We start from the raw sequence: 17,238 nt of genomic DNA, 5'->3' as shown, positions 1-17,238 counted from the left end.
TATGGCTTATGCCACGGTGAAGTAAAAATAAAGCAAAATACAAAGAGCCGCCCACAGGCCAGCAATGATGTCATCCAGCATGATGCCAAAACCGCCGTCGACCTGACGGTCAATGACCCGAATCGGCCACGGTTTCCAGATATCAAATAATCTGAACAGGGCAAAACCGACCAGCAGCCAGAGCCAGTTCATCTGGCCGAGATAGATCAGGGGTAAAAATGTGATGGATTGTCCGGCGAATTCATCCCAGACAATGCGGCCATCATCATGAACGCCCATGACCTTGGCAGTATGCCCGCAGATATATATGCCAATCAGGGACATGATGGCAATGGCAAAAAGACTGTTTAGAAAATCAAGATGCAGCCAAATCGGGATAAATAAAAGTGCAAAGGCCGAACCAAAGGTCCCCGGTGCTTTAGGCATCAGTCCTGAGCCGAAGCCAACGCCAATAAACACAATCAGTCGGTCGGTCCATGACATGGCTTTAAAATTGATCGCAGGTTTATGCAAAATGTTGATACCCATTAAATTGAAGCAAATGATCTACGCCATCTTTTTCAAAAGTTAAGCCGTGCTGCTGCTGAATTGTGCCGACTATACTAATCGAAACATCAAGTTGTTTTTGCAATAATTTTTCGTAATTTTGCGGGCTTATTGTAAAACATAATTCATAATCGTCGCCACCGGCCAGTGCATACTGCCATTTTTGTGCCTCGCTTAAGGCCTGCAGGGCAGGACTGATCGGTAAGTGTTCCAGTTGTAGCTTGGCACCGACTTGCGAGGCTTTGAGAATATGTCCAAGATCTTGGGCCAAACCATCCGAGACATCAATCATGCTATGCGCCAAACCTTTTAAGGCGGCACCGAGCTGACAGCGTGGCGTCGGATAGTCCAGACGTTTCTGTAGCGGATGACCTAAATGATTTAAGGCAAAAGCAGCATCGCCGACAGTTCCACTGACACAGATCAGATCACCTGGTTTTGCACCTGAGCGTGGCACCGCTTGGCCAATATCGACCCAGCCTAAGGCTGTCACAGATAAAGTGAGATGCGGACTTTGGGTGGTATCACCCCCGATTAAACTCACGCCAAATTGATCGCAGCAATCATACAAACCCTGACTAAAGGCTTTGAGCCAGTCATGATCAATTTGGGGTAGGCTCAATGCCAGAAGAATACTATGCGGTTTTGCACCCATCGCGGCAATATCGGAAAGATTAACAGCAACCGATTTCCAGCCAATGGCATGCGGATTTGTATCGAGAGGAAAGTGTCGTCCAGCAACCAGTGTATCGGCACAGATGACCAGTTGTTGCTGAGGCGGAGGGGTGAGCAAGGCTGAATCGTCACCGACGCCTAAATCGACAGAATGGGTATTCTTGCGATTGAAATAGGTGTCGATAATCGAAAATTCAGCCATACAACAATTCGACTTTAATTAGTTGGCTTGTTGCTTTTCTGCTGCACGTAAAGTTGTCGCTAAACGATCCAATACACCGTTGATGTATTTGTGGCTGTCGGCACCGCCAAAATGTTTAGCCAACTCGATCGCTTCGTCTAGAACCACACGATATGGAATCTCAAGATGTTCTTTGAGTTCATACGCGCCTAGACGCAAGGTTGCGAGTTCAACACCATCCAGTGCTGAAAGTTCACGATCGAGTACCGGAATTAAGAGCGCATCCAATGCTTCATGATTGGCAACCACTTGAGTCAACAATTCATGATAATAGCTCAGATCCACTTTATGCATGGCATTTTCCACACGCGTACGTGCTTCAATCTCATGCACCGGATTGTGGCTCATTTGCCATTCATAAATTCCTTGTACAGCAAAGCGACGTGCTTTACGTTTTGCTGCATAAGTTGCTTGAAGTGTTTGCGACATAGCGTTAAATAGCCTTTAACAAGTTAACCATTTCAATCGCAGTCAGGGCAGCTTCGCTACCTTTATTGCCTGCTTTTGTTCCAGAGCGTTCAATCGCTTGTTCAATACTGTCCGTAGTGAGTACACCGTTAATGACAGGTAAGCCAGTGTCCAGGCCAACCACGCCTAAACCTTTGGCACATTCGCCTGCAACGAAATCGAAGTGAGGCGTGCTACCACGAATCACGGCGCCAAGCGCGATGATGGCATCGAAACGATCTGAAGCTGCCAGTTTTTTCGCAACTACAGGAAGTTCCCAGGCACCAGGGGCATGAACAACAGTGATATTATCCTCTGATACACCATGACGTTTCAATGTATCAATGGCACCTTCTAACAGATGTTCAACCACAAAGCTGTTAAAACGACCAACTAAAATCGCATAACGGTCTTCGTTCGCGAGATGTAACATACCTTCAATACGGCGAACAGCCATAACAACCTCGATGATTTCTTAAGATGTTTGTTGTGCGGTGATGTATTCCACCACTTCTAAGTTAAAGCCTGACAGGGCATTGAAGCGCAATGGAGAGCTCAGCAGCTTCATTTTTTCAACGCCTAAATCACGCAAAATTTGTGCACCCACACCAATGGTCTGATACTGCTGAGACAGTGCAGAATTTGATTTTACATTTTTTGGTGCTTTAAGGGTATCTAATGCTGGGCCCAAATCTTGTAAATGGCGCTGGCCAATCCAGACCAGTACACCACGATCGCTATTGGAAATTTCTTTCAGGGCACGATCCAGGTTCCAGGCCGGTTCGCCATCCTGTTTCTTCAGTTTAAGCAAGTCGCGGGTCGGGTTAAAACCATGTACACGCACCGTGGTCACGCCCTCTTTAGGCTCACCTTTAACCAGGGCCAGATGGATATCCGGGTTACCCAGTTCACGATAGCGGTACAGGTCAAAGCTGCCGTATTCAGTATCGATACTTTGCTGATCAATACGCTCAACCGTTTGTTCATTGGTCATGCGGTAATGAATCAGGTCGGCAATCGTTCCGATTTTCAGGCCATGCTTTTCAGCAAACACTTCAAGATCAGGACGGCGCGCCATCGTGCCATCTTCATTGATGATTTCACAAATCACCGAAGCCGGTTCCAGTCCTGCCAAACGGGAAAGATCACAACCTGCTTCGGTATGACCGGCACGGTGCAATACACCGCCTGGCTGTGCCATCAGCGGGAAGATGTGTCCTGGCTGTACAATATCTGCCGGTTTGGCATGAGCAGCCACAGCGGTTTGAATCGTGTGCGCACGTTCAGCTGGAGAAATACCGGTAGAAATACCTTCAGCCGCTTCAATTGACAGGGTAAAATTGGTTCCATGCTGGGCACCGTTTGCATCGACCATCAAAGGCAGATTCAACTGCTGGCAACGCTCTTTGCTTAAAGTCAGGCAGACCAGACCACGTGCATGGGTGATCATGAAGTTGATGTCTTCAGGACGTACGTGCGTGGCAGCAATCACTAAGTCGCCTTCATTTTCACGATCTTCATCATCCATCAGGATGACCATTTTTCCTGCACGGATATCTGCTACAAGCTCTTCAACAGTATTGAGCGGCATCAACCTTCACCTTCTTTTTTGATCTTGATCAGACCGAATCATGACATTATTGGGTACATAGTCTAACGCTTTTTAAGCAATTTTGCCTATGCTTATTAGTTTCCCTATAGTGGTTCAATGTTATACACAGTCTTTGGAATCATGGAAAGCCGACTTTAAATGAAAGCCAGGGCTTTATGCAGGTTTTTTGAACAGTCAAAATGCATAAAAAATGAAAAACTTAGGCGAAGTCCTTCTAAGTTAAAGTATTAATTTGTTTTTTATACAGTTTTATTCCTGTTTTTGTGATTTTCAGACTTTTATTTTGCTGGTCAACGATCAAGAGCAGAAAAATTTACCAGATATTAAAAAACTTGAATAAAACAAAAAAAGCGAACCGCAGTTCGCTTTTGAGAAAATTCATACTTAGAAGAAACCAGCCGGTTTGGTTGAATAACTCACCAGCAGGTTTTTGGTCTGTTGATAATGATCCAGCATCATTCTGTGATTCTCACGGCCAATCCCTGATTTTTTATAGCCACCGAAAGCCGCATGTGCAGGATAAATATGATAACAGTTGGTCCAGACCCGACCCGCTTGAATCGCGCGTCCTGCACGGTAAGAGGTGTGTGCTGAACGTGACCACACACCTGCTCCTAAACCATAAATGGTGTCATTGGCGATTTTAATGGCATCATCAAAGTCCTTAAATGTCGCCACCGCCAGCACCGGCCCGAAGATTTCATCCTGAAAGGTTTTCATGTCATTGGTGCCTTTGAAAATGGTCGGTTCAATATAAAAACCTTGTCCCACTTCCTGACGTGCTTCACCGCCGGTCAGAATCTGCGCACCCTCTTCGCGGCCAGTAGCAATACAGCCTAAGATTTTATCCTGCTGTTCCTGCGAAGCTTGTGCGCCAATCATGGTGTCGGTATCGAGTGGATGACCGGTTTTAATGCGTTGTACCCGTTCTACCGCACGCGCCAGAAACTCATCGGCAATACTTTCCTGCACCAAGGCACGAGAAGGACAGGTACAGATTTCACCCTGATTCAGAACAAACATGGCAAAGCCTTCCAGTGCCTTGTCCAGATAATCATCTTCCTGATCCATAATGTCGGCAAAGAACAGGTTCGGTGACTTTCCGCCAAGTTCCAGTGTTACCGGAATAATATTCTCGGTGGCGTATTGCATGATTTGCTGACCGACTGCGGTTGAACCGGTAAAGGCAATCTTGGCAATGCGCGGATTGGTCGCGAGTGGACGACCGACTTCGATACCATAACCATTGACAATATTCAGTACACCCGGTGGCAAAATGTCCTGAATCAGTTCAGCTAAAACTAAAATGCTGACCGGGGTCTGTTCCGCAGGTTTCAGCACGATACAGTTACCTGCTGCCAAGGCGGGTGCGAGTTTCCAGGCCGCCATCAGGATCGGGAAGTTCCACGGAATGATTTGACCCACCACACCCAATGGTTCATGGAAATGGTAGGCAATAGTATCTTCATCAATCTCGGAAATGCCGCCTTCCTGAGCGCGGATACAGCCGGCAAAATAACGGAAATGATCAATACATAGCGGAATATCGGCCGCTAAGGTTTCACGGATCGGCTTGCCGTTGTCCCAGGTTTCTGCCACCGCCAGCAGTTCCAGATTTTGTTCCAGACGATCTGCAATTTTTAGCAGGATATTGGAACGGGTGGTGGGCGAGGACTTATTCCACTGTGCTTTGGCCTTGTGCGCTGCATCTAGGGCCAATTCGATGTCTTCTACAGAAGAGCGCGGCACTTTGGTAAAGACTTTGCCATCTACCGGAGAGATATTGTCAAAGTATTCGCCTTTAACTGGAGCGACCCATTCGCCGCCAATGAAGTTGTCGTATTGGGCTTTAAATTGAATTTTTGCACCGTCAGTATTGGGGTCTGCATAACGCATAATCTATTCCTTTATATGATTGTTATTGGTACACGCTGACCCTATTTTCTCAATTGAAAATGCTACAGTTTCAGCAGTCAGCTCTACTATAAAGAGGGAAAAAGACAGGTGGTGCTTTGATTACACGCTTGCTACAAAAGACAACATTTGGAATATGAAGTATAGGAATTAAATTTTATATTTAATCGAAGCTTATCCTAAGAAATAAGCATTTAACAGGCGCTTAAAAAATCGAAGGATTCATGTATTTCTGATGGTTGCGGATTACATTCAGGAGGGCCATTTTATTCAATCAAAACACTTAACAGAAAACAGGAGCCTAAAATCATCTTTCCTGTTTGCCGGCATTATAATCCTTTGCTGTTGAGCCATTGAAACAGCTGCTGGTAGACCTGTTCACGTACAGATTTGTCTGAAAGTACCAGATCGTGTAAACCATTCTGAATGCTTTGAACCGTGACATCAGCTTTAATTTTTTTGGCATATTTCTGAATGTCTTTAACTCCCAAAATCACATCACTAGTTTGCGCTGCCTTGCCCCATTTTTTGGGATATAAAGTCTGATGCGAATGCATGACCAGAACCGGAATATCGAGTTCGATGCCGCGATGAATTTCTTTTTGTGCTTCATAGATGGCACGAATAAAACTGATCCGTACCCTTGGATAGCGGGTCTTTTTCCAGTCCAGACTGAAGTCCCATTCCCCTTTTAAATCCTTGTGCAGACTGGTGGCATACCATTTATTTAACTCACTCGGAAATTTAAGGTCGGGAAATTTTTTTGCCAGTTTGCTTAACTGCGGGATGCCGAGCGCACGTTTTATCGGATTCATATTAAAGTTATAAAATGGACTGTTGACCCAGAGTGCTTTGATTAACCGATGATTAGGGTGATGTGCCGCGTACAATGTGGTGATGAGGCCGCCGGTAGAATGACCACAGAGCAGGGCAGCATCATGGCCCTCGCTTGCGATAATATCCAGTGCCTGGCTAATTTCTGCATCATATTCAGACAGCTCATGCACATTATAATAGTTCTGATGCGGTAGAATCGAACGGCCATATTTTCTTAAATCCAGCGCATAAAAATCAAAACCCTGCTGATTAAAGCGTTCCGCCATTTCAGTCTGGAAGAAATAATCAATAAATCCGTGAATATACAAAACTGCTTTAGGAGTAGGCTGCGCTGCTTTTTTACGTATCAGGGTTGCTACAACTTTGCCCTCATAGTCATCTGGAAAGCTCAAGGTGGCTTGCTCATAGCCGATGCCTAAAATATCAGCTTGATAAAGGGGCTGGAATTCACTCATTTTTATACTCATTTATATTATTGAATTTATACTTTATCCTTGATGAGCTTTAACTTTTTGTCAAATCAATCTTCTGCCTTAGCAGTATGAAAAAGATCAACACTATTTAAATAGGCCATAACCCATTTTAAATCAGTGAGATTTTAAAATAGAACAAGCATTTTTGATGGATAAAAGAAATTTATTACAAAATTAACCAAAATCTCTCCTATCACGCTACGTTATCAGATTATAAAATCCTGCTAAAAGTATTATCAATTTACTAAATACCCCAAAAGGCTAAAATCAGGATAGGCTATATAAAATAACGATAGTGATGTCATTGTTTTCGGCGAAGTGCCGAGGATTGATTAGAAGAGTTAAATAATGCCCAGAGAAAATTTGAACAGTAAACGCCCTTTATATATTCCGTATGCCGGAAATACCTTATTAGAACTCCCGTTACTCAATAAAGGTTCTGCATTTACTGAAGAAGAGCGTAGAAGCTTTAATTTGCATGGTTTAATTCCTCATGTGACCGAGACCATTGAGGAACAGAGTCAGCGCTCTTATCAGCAATATTGTGCTTTTAATAGTGATATCAACAAGCATATTTATTTGCGTAATATCCAGGATACCAATGAAACCCTGTTTTATCACCTGATTGAAAATCACCTTAGCGAGATGATGCCGATTATTTACACCCCGACTGTGGGGGAGGCATGTCAGCGCTTTTCTGATATTTATCGCCGTCATCGCGGAATCTTTATTTCCTATCCGGATCGCGATCAGATCGAACAGATTATTCACAATATTAATAAAAAGAACGTGAAAGTGATTGTGATTACCGATGGCGAACGTATTCTGGGTCTAGGCGATCAGGGGATTGGCGGAATGGGGATTCCGATTGGTAAATTGGCGCTCTATACTGCCTGTGGTGGAATCAGCCCAGCGTATACCTTACCGATCACTCTCGATGTCGGCACCAATAATCAGCAATTGCTGAATGATCCGATTTATATGGGTTGGCGTGAACCGCGGATCAGCGGCGATGAATACTATGCTTTTGTCGAAATGGTAATTCAGGCCATTCAGCAGCGCTGGCCGGATGCATTGATTCAGTTTGAAGACTTTGCGCAGAAAAATGCCATGCCTTTGCTGGAAAAATACCGTGATCGCATCTGCTGCTTTAATGATGATATTCAGGGAACCGCTGCGGTTTCGGTCGGAAGTTTAATTGCCGCTTCGCGTGCAGCAGGTAAGCAGTTGAAAGATCAGGTGGTGGCATTTCTGGGGGCTGGTTCAGCTGGTTGCGGGATTGCGGAACAGATCATTAAACAAATGATTGCGGAAGGCTTGAGCGATAGCGAAGCACGTGCACGGATATTTATGGTTGACCGCTTTGGTCTGATCACTGAAAACCAGCCGAATTTACTGAATTTTCAGCGTAAATTGGCACAGCCTGCTGAACATGTAGAAAGTTGGGCAGATGCTGAAGCCATGATTTCATTAACAGATGTCGTGAAGCATGCCAAGCCAACAGTACTGATCGGTGTCTCAGGGCAACCGGGATTATTCACGCAGGAAGTGGTTGAAGCTATGGCTGAGAATAGCGTGCAGCCAATTATTTTCCCTTTATCCAATCCGACTTCACAGGTAGAAGCAGTACCGGCAGATATTTTGCAATGGACTAAGGGTAGAGCGCTGATTGCCACAGGTAGCCCCTTTGCACCGGTGAATTATCAGGAAAAAATCCATCATATTTCACAGTGCAATAATTCTTATATTTTCCCCGGAATTGGGTTGGGGGTGATTGCTTCGGGTGCGAAGCGTGTTACAGATAATATGCTGATGGCTTCTAGTAATGCTCTGGCGGATTGTTCGCCTAAGTTGCAAGACCCACAAGCGGATTTATTGCCGAGTCTCGATCATTTGCAGTCTATTTCAAAGCAGATTGCGTTGAAAGTCGCCCTTGCTGCCATTGAGGATGGGGTGGCGCCTAAAGTAAGTATTGAGGACTTGCAGTTAGCGATTGAGCATAATTTCTGGACACCGCAATATCGTGATTATCAGCGGGTCACTTTCTAATTTTAAATGAAGAAAAGCTCTGACTAAGCACTCGTTATGGGCTGGTCAGCGTTTATTGGTTAAAATAGACAATGCATAAAAAAAGCCTTGATCTTTCGATCAGGGCTTTTTTGAATCTGGAGCGGGAAAGGAGACTCGAGCTCTCTGATTCCAATTTTGATAAAGTCGCTGAGATTTATTTTATTAAATAATATTAATTTTAAATATATGATTTAATGTAAAATATTTTAATTTTTATTGGCTGGGATTTTAGTCATTTAATGTAGTTTTATTCTCTTTGTTTTGGATCATGTGGAGAGTTTCTGCTTGAATTTTTCCAAGTAATAGATCATGAGCAATTCTGATGAATCGGCTGGCAACCTCACAAATCGAGTCAATAATTTTCTCGCCATCTTAAAAAAAGATCGAGCTTCTTAAAGATCAATTTCTTACAATCGCTTATCGAGAAATATCCACGACTTCACCTATAGCTTAAACTCTAAATAACTCCACACAATAATCTTTAAATAAGATATTAATATCTTTAACCCTAAACTTTTTCCTTTGTGGAACGTCGCATGATCCATGATCAGCACACTCTTCTCTTTTAATTCTGGCAAGAGGCCGTGCTCAATCCAACCCTTAAAATACTTCTGTCGTAATGGAGCAGTTGAAGAAACCGGATGCTGGCTATAAATTTTGCAAAGTAACAGCTTATAGCCGATACCATAGGGCATCGTGACTTTTCGGGATTAGGGGGAGAGTTAAGTTATTAGAACAGCTGCTCTTAAAAGCCATAGCTGAATCACAAGTTGAACTTTATAGTATTCAATTTAGACCACATCTAGCTGATTCTATCGGTGTAGACAGCATTACAGTATCAAATATTCAATCGGCCTTACGTTCTTTATCAAAAAACAAATTATTTTTAAACCAGAAAATGGTCATTATAAAATCGGGGATGCTCTTTTTAAAAAATAGATTACAGATGAAGTATAATTTTTTTAATCTCAGATTCCAGTTTCTGATACGTTGCTGATCTGAGAGGAATTGTACTTTAACTGGATGCTGCGGATTCAAATATTTCTGATCCAATGATAAGTTGAACAGCTCTATCTTTGATTTCTTGGGTATGTTTTTGTATTTTTCATCGAGACATTTTCTCCGGAAAAGTGCTCTCCGACAAATCCGGTACGTTGCATTCATATATGTTTGAAAAGTTAGCAGTATAATCTTATCGCCTTTTTAGCCGACGAGTTGTTATGTCCTCATTGACCAATTTTTTATCCCGCTTCAGCACCATAACTATTCAGCGCAGTCTTAGCTATGCTAAACACATTGATAGGGAAACGATTGAGTTCTTTGAGGAAAAAGATGGTGTCACAATGTATGCCCAAATTGAAGGAACAGATTATTATGATACCGCGATTACCTATAATCTTAAAAAAGACCGTTTAGTTGATGATGACTGCAATTGTCCGGTTGGATATAACTGTAAACATGCTGCTGCTTTAGCGCGGTTATTCTTTCAGGAATATCGCCAGGAATTCCAGCAGCGTTATGCGGAATCTCGATCACCATGGGCAATCGCAAACCGCCAACAGGGGTATGATCAGGCGCAACGCTGGTTGCATGAGTTTAAACGGTATTTACAACAGACTGAACCTGAGCAGCTTGCCCAAACAAACACATGTTTAATTTACCTGTTAAATCAGTCTGTCAGCTCAAAGAAATTGACCCTTGTGGTGCAGAAGGCCAGACGCAATAAAAATGGCTCGATTGCCGGTGAAAGTGATTATACGCAATATGAAAATATCACCAGAAAACATCTGACTTTACCGGAACAAAAACGAAAATTATTTAACCAGGTTTATTATTACGCCAAAATAAACAGCGAGGAGCGCTTTTATCAGAGTAATCTTGATATTTCCGGGATTTCATTGGAGCACTTCAAGTCTTTTATTCAAAGTGGCGATGTTTATTGGCAAAAAAAGAACCATGCCGCACTTAAATGGTCAGAGCAAGGCTACAACATCGAATTTATATGGGAACAAGGTGTCAAAAAACAGACTGAGCATTTAAATATTGAATTGGTCAATGGTGATATTCGACTCGATTTAAAATCAAATCCACATATCTACATTCTTGCCAGCCAGCCACCATGTTATGTCGATATTCAACAGAACACCGTGGGTCAGTTATATGGTGAATATACGGCAAATCTACTCTACCATTTTTTGCAGATGCCGGATCTACCCTCCACATTATTGAGTGAATTTGAGCAGTTGACTCATCAACATTCAGATGTGGGGAACCTGCCTCTGCCTGAGTCTATTCAGCATGTTGAGATACTAGCGGGTAGCCCCCAGCCAATTTTACGCTTTGGTGTTTTAGGTAAATTTGATTGGAAATTAGAGGAGTCTGTTTGTGCTGAAATTGAATTCTCCTATGCAGGTGGGCGAATAAAAGCAGGTACATCAGGTGACAGTTTTATTGGTGAGCAGCATGGAAAAATAGTGCGACAGCTTCGGGACTTAATTCAGGAACAACAGGCAATCCAGCGTTTACAGCTGTCAGTCGAATCGCTGGAGTGGGTGAAAGATCTTAGCTATGATCAGCCATTAAAACTGGATAAACAACGTCTCGATTCTATGGTTTTTGCTTTCTATGGAGACTGGATCAAACAGCTGATGCCCATCAATCAAATTGAGTCGATGGGTTGGCAGATAGAGCATCTGGAACACAGCCCATTTAATCTGCAATATGTAGAAAATTTAAATATTTCCATCACTGAATCTGAAAGCCAGCAGGACTGGTTCAATATCGGGGCGACCGTTCAGGACAGTGCAGGCAATTGCTATGACCTGCTTGATGTAATCGCAGTTTTGGTGCAACAGCAGCCTGAGTTACTTGATCCGCAGGCTTTTAATGATCTTGATGACAGCCAAATTTTCACCCTGAAAACTGCAGTGGATCAACCTGATTTGGCTCTATCCGCCAGGGACATTAAGCCGGTATTGTTGCATCTGCAGAGCATTTTACAGCAAGAAGAGCGCAGTATCGATCGCTATGATGCGAGTCAACTATTGGAATTACAGCATAATCTTGGGATGACATGGCAGGTCAGTGACCAGCTGCAGCAATTTGTACAGAAATTCAAACAAGGCTATCAGCAACAACTGCCGACACCACAAGGTTTTCAGGGGGAATTGCGCCCATATCAGCAGCAGGGCTTAGGCTGGTTACAGTTTTTAAGGGAAACCCAGCATGGCGGGGTTCTGGCAGATGATATGGGCTTGGGCAAAACAGCACAAACTTTAGCGCATTTACTCATGGAAAAGCAGGCTGGTCATTTGCAGGACAGCCCCGCCTTAATTGTTGCACCCACATCGCTGATGCATAACTGGTTCAAAGAAGCGGAAAAATTTACACCTGAGCTCAAGGTACTGCTGCTACAGGGCCCCGACCGCCATCAGTATTTTGAGCAGATTTCACAATATGACATTGTGTTAACCACCTATCCGCTCTTGGCGAGAGATGAAGAGCAACTGAAGCAATATGAATATCATCAACTCATTTTGGATGAAGCGCAGAATATCAAAAATCCGCGTGCCAAAGCTGCACAGGTGGTACGGCAATTAAAAGCACGACATCGCCTATGTCTAACCGGTACACCTATGGAAAATCATTTGGGTGAGCTGTGGGCACTATTTTATTTTCTGATGCCAGGATTTTTATATTCACAAGAAATCTTTAATAAAAAATACCGCTATCCGATTGAAAAACGCGGTGATCAGCAGTTAAGGCAAAAGTTGGTAAACCGCATTAAACCCTTTATTTTACGTCGCTTGAAAACTGACGTTGCCAAAGAATTGCCAGAAAAAACCACGATTGAAGTCAATATTGATATGAATGAACAGCAATCCAAGCTATACGAGGCTGTTCGTGCCACGATGCAAGCCAGCATTCAGAAAATTGTGGCAGAAAAAGGCTTTAAACGTAGTCAAATTCAAATTTTAGATGCCTTACTGAAGCTACGTCAGGTGTGCTGCCATCCTAGCTTACTAAAGCTGGATTCAGTGAAAACCAGGCAGGCACACTCTGCCAAACTTGAACAGTTGATGGATATGATCGTTCCGATGGTCGAAGAAGGAAGAAAAATTCTCATCTTTTCGCAATTTACTTCAATGCTGGAATTGGTTGAGCAGCAACTCAATAATGCAAAAATTGGTTATGTGAAACTGACTGGAAAAACCAAGAAACGAGATGAAGCTATTACTGCATTCCAGTCTGGGCAAGTGCCTGTGTTTTTAATCAGCCTGAAGGCTGGAGGTGTAGGCTTGAATTTGACAGCAGCGGATACGGTCATTCACTATGATCCATGGTGGAACCCTGCTGCTGAAGATCAAGCTTCAGATCGTGCGTGGCGGATTGGACAGGACAAGCCGGTATTTGTGTATAAGCTGATTACCAACCAAAGCATAGAAGAAAAAATAACCCCAACCTTGGCAAGGTCACCGAGATTTTTCCCCTTAAATTACATTAATTATAAGTATATGATTTAATTGGTAGTATTTGGTTTTTGGTAGGGCGAATTTTTGATGAATTTAGATCATTTAATGTTATTTTGGTCACTTTATTTTAGACATTTTAGTTTGTAAAAGTCACCTATGTTTTGATAGGGATTTTTATGATGAATAATAACAATATGCGATTTAATATAATGTTGATTAATCATTATACGGATAGTTTATATTTGATTCAGTAAATGAATATTATGCTCAATCCAGCCTTGGATCATCTGGAGGGTTTCTGATCGAATCTGCTCAGGTAATATTTTTTGAGTGATTTTATTGAATCGGTTCTACCGCCTGTCAGTGGCTGGCTTTCGTACCGCTGATTTTAGTTGCTGTGACCAATAAATTTTATCAACTGCGATTAAAGAATTGTACCCAAACGGTTTTGATTTCAATGCGATTGGACTTGCAGCCTATACCGTGGCTATTGCGAAAACCTCTACGGTTTTGGCATAGGTATCTACACAAATCCCAAGTTTTGGGTTAAATTGAAGAGCATGCTCTTCAATTTAATATCTCCCATCTTGATACACGTCTCGTCAGACGATACAACGCCCTCGTAAAGCTTAATATGAATCCTCTTGCTTCACTTGCCCCTGCAATTAAGGAAATGGCCTCTGCCCAGAAGTCCAGTTTTGCAACCACCCAGGCAGTTTGGCGATTTCTCAATAATGAAAAAGTCTCTTTCAAGCAATTGAATGAGCCAATACAGCGACTTGCATTTGAACAGATTGATCAATCCTCTCACCCTTATGCGCTGATTATTCATGATTGGTCTCAACTGCAATATGTGAAACATAACAATAAAACTCAGCGTCTTCAAAGAACCCATCAATATGATTCAGGCTATGAACTGCAAAGCAGTCTACTGGTTGATGCGGCATCGGGGCTTCCCATTGCACCATTGGCTCAAACGCTATCTGACGCATCAGGCTGTTATTCCACATTCAGTGAACAATACAGCGAGCGAAAAACCCATTTGGATTCACTCGCAGAACAAATCAAAACGATCGAACAGTATCCGGTTGAGAAAACAAAAGTTCATATCATTGATCGTGAAGGTGACTCAATTGCCCATCTAAGAGCGATGAGCAAGAATCGCTTCAAATGGCTGATTCGGGCCAAAGAAGGTCATCGAGTTGAGTATCACGGTCAGACATACAAAGTTGGCGAGATTGCAGAAAAGATAGAAACGCATTCAATCAAAAATATTTCTTACAAAGGCAATCAGCATACTTTACATGTGGGTGAGACCCATATACGCATAACACGCGCAGCAAAACCAAAGCAGAAAGATAGCTCAGGGAAGCGGGTTGCTCCTGAGCAGGGAGATGCTGTCGATGCAAGGCTGGTTGTTTCTGTCGTTAAGGATTGTGACGGTAAAATTGTGGCGAGATGGTGTTTGCTGAGTAATGTTGCAATGGATATAGATACAGCAGAATTGAGTACATGGTATTACTGGCGCTGGACAATTGAGTGTTATTTTAAATTGCTTAAGCAGGCAGGACATGACGTTGAGGCATGGCTACAAACGACACCTCAAGCAATCCTGAGAAGGCTACTGATCAGTAGTATGGCTTGTGTGCTGACATGGCGAGTACAGCGTGGTACAGATGAGCAGAATATAAGAATTCGGGCATTTCTCACCCGAATTTCAGGTAGGCAACAGAAAAGGAGAAAATTAGAAAGTGCCCCTGCCATACTGGCAGGGCTTTCAATACTATTGAACACTCTTCAGTTGTTGTCAGAGTATTCGTCTGATGAGCTGAATGCGATTGCTCAGATCGCATTCAATTTATAAAAAATGTGTAGATACCTATGACGGTTTTGGCGGGGGTCACTGGTTCAGCCTCTGGTGGTATGAGCGGATCAGTACAATGCTGCGATTTTAGCGATGTGCATTCTACCTGAAGTCATGCGTATTGTTACGATGGCATCAGGCGGTAGGGATACCTTACCGCATAATGGCGCAGTTATTACCTTACTTGCGGTCACAGGCTTAACCTATAAACAATCCTATAAAGATATTTTGCCATTATGATCATTAAAACCATCCCTGCTTTACTTGGTTTGGTATTGTTTAAGAATTTAGAATGAAAGAATAAGACAACGGAGTATATGATGAGTCAACTATTAAAAGATAAAGTCGCATTTATTACAGGTTCAGCCAGTGGTATTGGACATGAAATTGCAAAGAAATTTGCCAATGAAGGTGCCAGAGTTGTTATTTCCGATATGAATGCAGAAAAGTGTGCTGAAACTGTGTTTGCACTTCAAAAAGAAGGTTTTGATGCGTTGTCTGCGCCTTGTGATGTAACAGATGAAGAGGCGTATAGAGCAGCCATTGAACTGACTCAAAAAACTTACGGCCGTTTGGATATTTTGATCAACAATGCAGGTTTTCAACATGTTGCCGTGATTGAAGACTTTCCAACGGCAGTATATCAAAAGCTAATAAATGTCATGCTAGTGGGTTCTTTTATTGGCATCAAATATGCATTTCCAATCATGAAAGCACAGCAGTTTGGTCGTGTAATTAATATGGCTTCGATTAATGGTTTAATCGGATTTGCTGGTAAGGCAGGCTATAACAGTGCCAAACATGGTGTGATTGGTTTGACCAAAGTCGCTGCTTTAGAGTGCGCTTGTGATGGCATCACAGTGAATGCTTTGTGTCCGGGTTATGTTGATACGCCATTGGTGCGCGGTCAAATTCATGACTTGGCTAAAACACGGAATGTCAGTGAACAAACTGCATTAGAAGATGTAATTTTGGCGATGGTGCCACAAAAGCGCTTACTGAGTGTGGAAGAAATTGCAGATTATGCAATTTTTCTTGCCAGTGATAAGGCGGGCGGTGTGACAGGACAAGCTGTGGTAATGGACGGTGGTTATACCACACAATAAGGTTAAGTTATATTTAGTTAAGACTATGAAACAACCTTAGATGTTTAGATCCTAGGCTGTTTTAGCGAGATGAGCTTTCTATAGATTCAAATCACGGTTAACTATAAAATCTAGCAAAGAATGGTAAAAGTAGAAGTTTTTTCGAACTCATGTTAAGGAGAATTAGTCTGCGACCGACTTGGAGCGGTTCATTTCCTTTTTGAAGAAATTACACAAAATTATTTACAGCCCTTTTGGTGGCTTTATAAAGTGCTGTATCCAAATAGCATTTCCACCAATTAGAGTATTTAGTGATACTACAATGCGAATTAACTGAAAGGCGAGTTGCCGACTGGGCGTATAAGCAGGCGTTAGAGAATGAGTATTTCGTTAGGTTGGGGGGGTAAAATATTAGTCCAGGTATATTAAAAGAATTAATTTTCAAAAAAATATTTTTAAGAATTTGAATATAAATAAGAAATAAAGCACCTTCGTGGTGCTTTATTTCTTCAGGCATATGCATTCGTTTAACCTTTCTAAGACAGTAGTGGAGAACAGGTGCCAATAATTCCATGACTTAAATTGAGGCTCATTTTACCGCCACCCTCATTAGATCGTGTGACACTTAAAAGTGAACAACTAAAATAGATCAATAAAGGATAAATCAACTGAATCAATTTATTAAATTTATAAGAGATTTTAATAAGTTAAGTAGTGAATTCTGCTGTCACCATCTCAATTTTTTCGCTTACCTGCATATTTTCTTTAAAATAAAGTCCTTTCAATAAAATACTGAGCACACAGCATGAACGGATGCCAGATACATTTGTCTTAAGTAAATTCAGCTTTGCGCAGTGCTTTGAACTCGGTAATTGAACCACACTCAAAACAGGTATTCCTATTTTAGAAGATGCTTTGGTGAGTTTTGATTGTGATATTGAAAAAATTTAATACGTCGACACACAGCTTTCCTTATGTTATGCCGTTGCAATTCAACAAGAG

General features: G+C 42.3%; 11 protein-coding genes and 4 pseudogenes. 8 read left to right on the top strand and 7 right to left on the bottom strand.

What is annotated here, in order from left to right; translation table 11 throughout:
• Positions 1-6 precede the first annotated feature (6 nt).
• The 7 genes from FTT75_RS06180 to FTT75_RS06150 all read right to left on the bottom strand — a co-directional run bounded on the left by FTT75_RS06180 (position 7) and on the right by FTT75_RS06150 (position 6,727).
• Positions 7-528: a phosphatidylglycerophosphatase A gene (locus FTT75_RS06180; RefSeq protein WP_180186080.1), complete on the bottom strand. Its 522-nt coding sequence runs from the start codon at positions 526-528 to the stop codon at positions 7-9.
• Entirely contained in the window at positions 506-1,423 is a 918-nt protein-coding gene (gene thiL, locus FTT75_RS06175; protein ID WP_180186079.1) for a thiamine-phosphate kinase, read from the bottom strand. Before thiL ends, FTT75_RS06180 begins: the two co-directional genes overlap by 23 nt.
• A gap of 18 nt (positions 1,424-1,441) precedes the next feature.
• Positions 1,442-1,891, bottom strand: coding sequence for a transcription antitermination factor NusB (gene nusB / locus FTT75_RS06170; RefSeq protein WP_004728813.1), 450 nt, complete (start codon positions 1,889-1,891; stop codon positions 1,442-1,444).
• A 4-nt stretch (positions 1,892-1,895) separates the two neighbouring features.
• Positions 1,896-2,366 (bottom strand): 6,7-dimethyl-8-ribityllumazine synthase, encoded by a 471-nt coding sequence (gene ribE / locus FTT75_RS06165; protein WP_004280926.1) that lies wholly within the window; start codon positions 2,364-2,366, stop codon positions 1,896-1,898.
• Positions 2,367-2,384: 18 nt separating this feature from the next.
• Positions 2,385-3,500 (bottom strand): bifunctional 3,4-dihydroxy-2-butanone-4-phosphate synthase/GTP cyclohydrolase II, encoded by a 1,116-nt coding sequence (gene ribBA, locus FTT75_RS06160; RefSeq protein ID WP_005105068.1) that lies wholly within the window; start codon positions 3,498-3,500, stop codon positions 2,385-2,387.
• A gap of 405 nt (positions 3,501-3,905) precedes the next feature.
• Positions 3,906-5,417 carry an aldehyde dehydrogenase family protein gene (locus FTT75_RS06155; RefSeq protein WP_100329688.1) on the bottom strand — a complete coding sequence of 504 codons (1,512 nt, stop codon included), beginning with the start codon at positions 5,415-5,417 and terminating at the stop codon, positions 3,906-3,908.
• Between the two features lie 347 nt (positions 5,418-5,764).
• Positions 5,765-6,727, bottom strand: coding sequence for an alpha/beta hydrolase (locus tag FTT75_RS06150; protein WP_005094689.1), 963 nt, complete (start codon positions 6,725-6,727; stop codon positions 5,765-5,767).
• A gap of 366 nt (positions 6,728-7,093) precedes the next feature.
• On the opposite strand from FTT75_RS06150, the gene FTT75_RS06145 reads away from it, so the two are divergent.
• From FTT75_RS06145 to FTT75_RS16020, 8 genes and pseudogenes are all read left to right on the top strand, one after another.
• Positions 7,094-8,794: an NAD-dependent malic enzyme gene (locus FTT75_RS06145; RefSeq protein ID WP_074383716.1), complete on the top strand. Its 1,701-nt coding sequence runs from the start codon at positions 7,094-7,096 to the stop codon at positions 8,792-8,794.
• A 656-nt stretch (positions 8,795-9,450) separates the two neighbouring features.
• A pseudogene (locus tag FTT75_RS15965) lies at positions 9,451-9,754 on the top strand (hypothetical protein); the annotation flags it as partial.
• A gap of 281 nt (positions 9,755-10,035) precedes the next feature.
• Positions 10,036-13,338 (top strand): DEAD/DEAH box helicase, encoded by a 3,303-nt coding sequence (locus FTT75_RS06140; RefSeq protein WP_257230341.1) that lies wholly within the window; start codon positions 10,036-10,038, stop codon positions 13,336-13,338.
• A gap of 295 nt (positions 13,339-13,633) precedes the next feature.
• Positions 13,634-13,803: pseudogene (locus FTT75_RS06135) on the top strand (GntP family permease); the annotation flags it as partial.
• A 118-nt stretch (positions 13,804-13,921) separates the two neighbouring features.
• Entirely contained in the window at positions 13,922-15,151 is a 1,230-nt protein-coding gene (locus FTT75_RS06130; protein ID WP_180000912.1) for a transposase, read from the top strand.
• A gap of 11 nt (positions 15,152-15,162) precedes the next feature.
• Positions 15,163-15,434 (top strand): annotated as a pseudogene (locus FTT75_RS06125) (GntP family permease); the annotation flags it as partial.
• Positions 15,435-15,471: 37 nt separating this feature from the next.
• A complete protein-coding gene (locus tag FTT75_RS06120; RefSeq protein ID WP_180186078.1) occupies positions 15,472-16,257 on the top strand; it encodes a 3-hydroxybutyrate dehydrogenase in 786 nt (261 codons plus the stop codon).
• A gap of 275 nt (positions 16,258-16,532) precedes the next feature.
• Positions 16,533-16,643: pseudogene (locus tag FTT75_RS16020) on the top strand (HNH endonuclease); the annotation flags it as partial.
• Positions 16,644-17,238: the final 595 nt, after the last annotated feature.

This window comes from Acinetobacter sp. YH01008, assembly GCF_013420435.1.
Taxonomy (GTDB): Bacteria; Pseudomonadota; Gammaproteobacteria; order Pseudomonadales; family Moraxellaceae; genus Acinetobacter; species Acinetobacter pseudolwoffii.
The sequence above is the reverse complement of the archived record's forward strand: the minus strand, read 5'-3'. Positions and strand labels throughout refer to the sequence as shown.